This window comes from Micromonospora sp. NPDC051296 (assembly GCF_040682255.1).
Lineage (GTDB): Bacteria > Actinomycetota > Actinomycetes > Mycobacteriales > Micromonosporaceae > Micromonospora > Micromonospora craterilacus.
The window spans coordinates 1-6,756 of record NZ_JBFBAO010000371.1 but is presented as its reverse complement, the minus strand read 5'-3'; the positions used below and the strand labels follow the sequence as shown (position 1 = coordinate 6,756).

The window sequence follows — 6,756 nt, the reverse complement described above, 5'->3', positions numbered from 1 at the left end:
GGAACCCGACGAACGGATCGCCGACTCCCAGGAGTTGCTGCGCCGGGTGGTACGCGGCGTCCGCGCCGGCGACCGGGACCGGCTGCACCGGGACCCGGCGTCGTGCGGGGGCCGACCGGCGGCGGCGCGGTCACGGCGGAGGTGGACCGCCCGGCGCACGCGGACCGCGACGGCTCGTATTCTTTCCGCAAACCGTCGTGGCTGGCGAGGACCGAAAGGACATCGTGTGAACGACCAGACCGAGACGTTGGAGTTTCAGGCCGAGGCGCGTCAGCTGCTTCAGCTGATGGTCCACTCGATCTACTCCAACAAGGACGTCTTCCTCCGCGAGCTGATCTCGAACGCCTCCGACGCGCTGGACAAGCTGCGCCTGGCGGCGCTGGTCGACAAGGATCTGACCGTCGACACCGGCGACCTGCACGTCGCCATCGAGGTGGACCGGGAGGCCCGTACCCTGACCGTGCGGGACAACGGCATCGGCATGACCCGCGACGAGGTCGTCTCGGTCATCGGCACGATCGCCAAGTCCGGCACCGCCGAGCTGCTGCGCCAGCTGCGCGAGGCCAAGGACGCCGGCGCGTCGCAGGAGCTGATCGGCCAGTTCGGCGTCGGTTTCTACGCCGCGTTCATGGTCGCCGACCGGGTCGAGCTGGTCACCCGCCGGGCCGGTGAGACCGGCGGCACCCGCTGGGAGTCCGACGGCGCGGGCACCTACACCGTCGCCCCGCTCGACGACGCACCCCAGGGCACGGCGGTGACCCTGCACCTCAAGCCGGTCGACGCCGAGGACAACCTGCACGACTACACCGCCGAGTGGACCATCCGCGAGATCGTCAAGCGGTACTCCGACTTCATCGCCCACCCGATCCGGATGGCCGTGCAGCGGACCGGCGAGGGCGACGAGACCAGCACCGAGACGGTGACGCTCAACTCGATGAAGGCGCTGTGGGCCCGCCCGCGCGGCGAGGTCGAGCCGGCCGAGTACCACGAGTTCTACAAGCACGTCAGCCACGACTGGGCGGACCCCCTCGAAACCATCCACATGCGGGGCGAGGGAACCTTCGAGTACGAGGCGCTGCTGTTCATTCCCTCGCACGCGCCGCTGGACCTGTTCTCTCCGCAGGGGCGCCGTGGCGTGCAGCTCTACGTCAAGCGCGTCTTCATCATGGACGACTGCGACGCGCTCATGCCCAACTACCTGCGCTTCGTCAAGGGTGTGGTGGACGCTCACGATCTGTCGCTGAACATCTCCCGGGAGATCCTCCAGCAGGACCGGCAGATCCGGGCCGTGCGCCGCCGCCTGGTCAAGAAGGTTCTCGCCACCGTCAAGGAACTCAAGACCGGCCAGCCGGAGCGGTACCGCACCTTCTGGGCCGAGTTCGGCCCCGCGGTCAAGGAGGGCCTGATCGACGACACCGACAACCGGGACACCCTGCTGGAGATCCTGTCGGTCGCCTCCACCCACGATCAGGCCGAGCTGACCGACCTGGCCGGCTACGTCGGCCGGATGAAGGACGGCCAGACCGACATCTACTACGCCACCGGCGAGAACCGCGCCACCATCGAGAACTCCCCGCACATGGAGGCGTTCCGCGCCAAGGGCTACGAGGTGCTGCTGCTCACCGACCCGGTCGACGAGGTCTGGGTGGAGCAGGTGGGCAGCTACGACGGGCGGACCCTGCGCTCGGTCGCCAAGGGCCAGGTCGACCTGGACACCGAGGAGGAGCGGACCGAGGCCGAGGCCGAGCGGGAGCGGCAGCGTACCGAGTACGCCGACCTGCTCGGCTGGATGGGCGGCGTGCTCACCGACTCCGTCAAGGAGGTCCGGCTGTCAACCCGGCTGACCACCTCACCGGCCTGCGTGGTCGGCGACGCCCACGACCTCACCCCGACCCTGGAGAAGATGTACCGGGCGATGGGCCACGAGGTGCCGAAGGTCAAGCGGATCCTGGAGGTCAACCCGGGCCACCCGCTCGTCGCCGGCCTGCGCAAGGCGCACGAGCAGGGCGGCACCGAGGCGTCGCTGGCGGAGACCGCCGAGCTGCTGTACGGCATGGCCCTGCTCGCCGAGGGCGGCGACCTGGCCGACCCGTCCCGGTTCGCCCGGATCCTCGCCGACCGGCTCGCCCGTACCCTCTGACCGGTAGTGGCGGGTGGCGGCTCCCGAGCCCGTCACCCGCCGCTCGGGTGGTGGTCGGTGGATGATCCGGTGGGACCCACCGGAACGCGACCGGATGTTACCGTCCTGTCTGGACGCACCCTCCAGCCGCAGCCCAAGCCCACCACCACCTCAGGGAACCCGATGACCGACGCTTCCTCGCTCAGCGCCGCCACGTCGGGCGTGCTGGACACCAACGTGCCGCACTCAGCCCGACTGTGGAACTACCTTCTCGGTGGCAAGGACAACTTCGCCGCCGACCGGGAGGCCGCCGAGCAGGTGCTGGCCCTGATGCCGGAACTGGTGCAGTCGGCCCGGTTCAACCGCGAGTTCCTCGGTCGGGCGGTGCGGCACCTCGCCGGCGAGGCGGGCGTGCGGCAGTTCCTCGACATCGGCACCGGGCTGCCCACCGCGAACAACACCCACGAGGTGGCCCAGGCGACCGCCTCCGACTCCCGCATCGTCTACGTCGACAACGACCCGATGGTGCTGGTCCACGCGCGGGCGTTGCTGACCAGTCACCCGGAGGGCGCCACCGACTACATCGAGGCGGATCTGCGCGACCCGGAGCTGATTCTCGCCGAGGCCCGCCGCACTCTGGACTTCACCCGGCCGGTGGCGGTCATGCTGCTGGGCGTCCTGAACTTCATCACCGACGACGCCGAGGTCGCCCGGATCGTCCGGCGTCTGGTCGAGGAACTGCCCGTCGGTGGCTATCTGGTCATCTCCCACCCGACCCGGGAGGTCAACCCCGAGGCGGTCGACCGGGCGATCCAGATGTGGCAGGCCGGTGGCGGTGCGGCGATGTCGGTGCGCACCCCGCAGGAGATCGCCCGGTTCGTCGACGGCCTCGACATCGTCGCACCGGGCCTGGTCACCTGTTCGCAGTGGCGTCCGGACGGCAACGACACCACACCCGCCTCCGAGTACGCGGTCGTCGCCCGAAAGACCGCCTGAACCGCGGGCCGGTCCGAACCTGCTGCCGGGAGGTCGCCCCGGCTCGACATGATCGGCCGGGCCGCCCTACGCCCGCGCCGTGACCGGGGCGGTGGCGGTGCGGTAGGCCAGCGCGCACGCGCCGAGGCAGGCCAGCGCGGCGGCGACGAGCGGCGGACGGCCGCCCCACCCGACGGCGGCGGCACCGAGCGGATTCGCCAGGGCGATCGGGCCGAACATCACCATGTTGGCGGTGGCGCCGACCCGGCCCAGCAACGCGTCCGGGGTCTGTGTCTGCACTGCCGTCACCGCCGCGACGAGGGCCGACACCAGGCCGGCGCCGGCGGCCACCGAGGCCGCGAGCACGGCGGGCCACCAGGGTACGCAGCGGACCAGGCAACTCGCGGCGAACAGTGCGGTGCCGGCGGCGGCCACGGCGAGCGGCCCTCGCCGGGCGATGAGCCGGCCGACGACGGCACCGGCGACGATGGACCCGCCGCCCTGTGCGCTGAGCAGCACGCCGAGGAACGTGGCCGGCAGACCGAGGTCGTCGATGACGATCGCGTACCCGGCGGCGGTGGTGAAGCCCGACATCGCGATCGCCACCGCCGCCAGGGCCACGCACACTCGCAGCACCGGATGCCCGAGCAGCGCGGTGAGGCCGGCCCGCACACCCTTGGGAGGGCGGCCCGGGGTGGTGCCGGCCGGCGGGGCGGTCAGCCGCAGCGCCAGGTAGAGGGCGGCCACCAGGATCGGCACGGCCGCGCTGACCAGGGCCACCAGGTGGCCGCCCTGCCAGGCGTACAGGCCGGCGCCGGCCAGCGGGGCGACCAGCTTCATGCCCTCCTGGGCGCTGGAGCGCCAGCCGTTGACGTGTCCGAGTTCGGCGGCCGGCAGCGCGGCGGGCAGCAGCGCGGTCTCGCCGGCGTCGATCAGCAGGTAGCTGACGCCGTAGGCGGCGGCGACGGCGTAGATCAGCCACACCTGGTCGGGGCCGCGGACCGCGAGCAGGCTCGGCAGGGTGGCCGCGAGCGCGAGGTTGGCCGCGACGACGAGTGGTCGCCGGGGCACCCGGTCGACCAGGGCGCCGAGCCACGGGCCGGCGAGTGTGGGCGCGTAGACGCAGAGCCCGGCGAGGGCGGCGCGGCCGGGGGAGCCGGTGAGGTCGAGGATCCAGATGCCGGCGACCAGGGACATCGCGCTGCTGCCGAAGCCGGACAGTAGGGAGATCGCCACGAACAGGGTCGCGTTGCGCCGCACGGGCCCTCCAAGGTTGAGTCGAGGTGACTCACAGCCTCAAGCCTGAGTCTGCTGGAGGCAATGGCGGAGGAGGGTTGTCAATGGTGCGTTGACAAAGCGGCGGAGAGGTCGCGGGCGACGGTGCGTACCGGAATCGGTAGCCCGGGGCCGGTCGCGGCGAGGTCGGCGGCGACGTGCCCGGCCAGGTCGTACAGGCCGCCGGGCTCCGCCTCCAGGGCGAGTGCCGTGGTGCGGCGGATCAGCGCGGCCCGGGGGAACCGCGCGTCCCAGCGCCGGTCGGCGTCGATCCACCGCTGCAACTCGGCGAGCCGGGCGCGGAGCCCGGCGACCTCGGTCGGCCAGTGCCGGTCGGACTCCGCCCGGCGGGACCGGCGCGCGGCGGCCAGGCGCTGGCGGCGCTGTTCGGCGGCCTGCCGGCTGCCCAGCCCGAGGGCGTCGGCGACCTGCGACCAGCTCGCGCCGGCCTGCCGGGCCCGGTCGATGAGATCCAGCTCGTTCTCGTCCAGCTCGTCGCGCGCGGCCGGGATCCCGGCCAGCCGGCGCAGCGTGTCACGCACGTGTCAACGCTACATTGACAAAGGTGGCGGCCTGATCCACCGGTCAGCCGGTTGACCGAGTCGTCCAGCGGGTCGGCGGCGGCCGGCATCCGTCCGGCGGGTGAGGCGCGTGGACGGGGCCTGCGGGTCAGGCGGCGGCAGATCCGCGGCGGGACTGCTCCGGAGCCCAGCCGGACACCGTGCCCTGCCAGCCGCCCCACTGCTCGGCGGTGGGTGCCGGCGGCTCGTCCGCCGGGCCACCCTGGGCCAGGCTGAGCGCCCGCTGGGCCCGCTGCCAGGGGGCGCAGGGCCAGGCCTGGCCGGCGCAGAGCAGGTGGGCGCAACCGCCGCCCTCGGCCGGCGCGTGGGCGTCGGCGACGTCCAGGGCGAGCCGCCACAGCAGCGGGTCGGTGACCTCGGTGGGTCGGTGGGTGGTGTGGCTGGACCGGTCGGCGTTCTCAGACACGCGTGATCCCCCCTCGCTTCGAGCTGCACGCTTCTGGTCTCCAGTCTGCATGCAGGTCAAACACTCTTTCCGGGGCGGGTTGGGGCGAGGTGGGCGGCGTCACTCGCCGTTGATTGACAGATCGACATCTACGGGCGAAGGATATGCGGCACCTAGATCATTCACTCTTGGTCTACCAGATGCGCGACGCTGCGTAACGGCGATGCGGGCAGCGTCGAGCGCAGCGCGCGTTGTCATGGTTGTCCACGGAGCTGAGGGCAGCCGAGGCGAGCCGCGCGTACCCGTCCGCGCCGCACGCCGAGAAGGGGCGACAGCCTCATGTCCGAATTCCGTACCCGTAGCCGGTGGCGACGCCGGCTACCCGCGTCTGCGGCGCTGGCGGCCGGCACGGCCGTGCTGCTGATGGTCAGCCCGGCGGCGGCCGTCGTGCCGCAGGCCACCGCACCCAGCGCCCCCACCGAAACCCCCGCCGACCTCGGCCGACTCGCCGACGAGGCGGTCAACGTGGTCGAGGTGCTGCTGGCCGACAACGCCGAGCTGGACGCGCTGGTGGCCACCGGCGTCGACCTCGACCACCACGTCGACCACACCGATGACGGCATCGTCGTGCACGCCGTGGTGACCGGCAACGAGGTCGCCACGCTGACCCAGGCCGGCTTCACCTTCGGCGAGGTCCTGCACACCCCGGCCGACGCCGAGGCCCGGATCGACGAGCGCGAGGCGACCATCGCCGCACACCTGGCGGACAACCAGGAGTTCGCCGCGGCGGCTACGTTCTCGGCCCAGTCCACAGTCTCCGACGTCAAGATCATTCGTGCCGACTACTACACCTCCGGTGAGAACCAGGTGCTGTCGGTGGAGGCGAAATGGGCGCAGGGCCAGACGGCCACCAACGCGCTCACCGTCGAGCGGGACAGCGGGCCGGGCACCGAGATCGGTTCCGGCGGTACCCAGAACATCACCCGCTTCGTCGACGCCGGCGTCTACATGTACCACCGGGGCGCGGCGACTGTGACCAGCCGTCCCGACTACGTGCGGATCACCAGCCCCACCGGTGACGTTGCGGTGGCCAAGGTGAACGAGTGGCTGCCGATCCCCGACACGAACCCGGAGGGTCCGGGCTACCAGAAGGACTTCGTCGGCAGCTACCTCACGCCGACCGAGCTGTACGACCGGATCAAGGCCCTGGCCGCGCAGTACCCGAACATCTCCGAGATCGTCGAGCTGCCGTACAAGACCAACGGTTACCGGCGCAAGGCGCAGGCCGTGCTCGGCACCGCCAACGCCAGCCGGGTCGGGGTGGACTCGCTGGCCTGGGGTCACGAGGGCGGCAACAACGTCTCGGTCGAGCTGGCCAACCCCGGCGTGGCCGATGCGCCCCTGACGGTGACCGTCACCGG

The 6,756-nt window shown here is 72.0% G+C and carries 5 protein-coding genes and 1 pseudogene; 3 read left to right on the top strand and 3 right to left on the bottom strand.

What is annotated here, in order from left to right; translation table 11 throughout:
- Positions 1 to 226: 226 nt before the first annotated feature.
- Together htpG and AB0M52_RS28235 are read left to right on the top strand one after the other, a co-directional pair.
- Positions 227 to 2,140, top strand: a complete 1,914-nt coding sequence (gene htpG / locus AB0M52_RS28240; protein ID WP_363959869.1) for a molecular chaperone HtpG — start codon at positions 227 to 229, stop codon at positions 2,138 to 2,140.
- 162 nt (positions 2,141 to 2,302) lie between these two features.
- A complete protein-coding gene (locus tag AB0M52_RS28235) occupies positions 2,303 to 3,115 on the top strand; it encodes an SAM-dependent methyltransferase (RefSeq protein WP_363959866.1) in 813 nt (270 codons plus the stop codon).
- A 66-nt stretch (positions 3,116 to 3,181) separates the two neighbouring features.
- Here AB0M52_RS28235 and AB0M52_RS28230 read toward each other — a convergent pair whose 3' ends face one another.
- The 3 genes from AB0M52_RS28230 to AB0M52_RS28220 form a co-directional block, all read right to left on the bottom strand.
- On the bottom strand, positions 3,182 to 4,354 hold the full coding sequence (locus AB0M52_RS28230; RefSeq protein ID WP_363959863.1) for an MFS transporter: 1,173 nt from the start codon (positions 4,352 to 4,354) through the stop codon (positions 3,182 to 3,184).
- A gap of 77 nt (positions 4,355 to 4,431) precedes the next feature.
- The gene (locus tag AB0M52_RS28225; protein ID WP_363959861.1) at positions 4,432 to 4,911 is read right to left on the bottom strand and encodes a hypothetical protein; all 480 of its coding nucleotides are present in this window, start codon (positions 4,909 to 4,911) and stop codon (positions 4,432 to 4,434) included.
- Positions 4,912 to 5,038: 127 nt separating this feature from the next.
- Positions 5,039 to 5,356 carry a hypothetical protein gene (locus AB0M52_RS28220; protein WP_363959858.1) on the bottom strand — a complete coding sequence of 106 codons (318 nt, stop codon included), beginning with the start codon at positions 5,354 to 5,356 and terminating at the stop codon, positions 5,039 to 5,041.
- A gap of 318 nt (positions 5,357 to 5,674) precedes the next feature.
- Between AB0M52_RS28220 and AB0M52_RS28215 the strand changes: the two are divergent.
- Positions 5,675 to 6,756, top strand: a pseudogene (locus AB0M52_RS28215) (zinc carboxypeptidase); the annotation flags it as partial.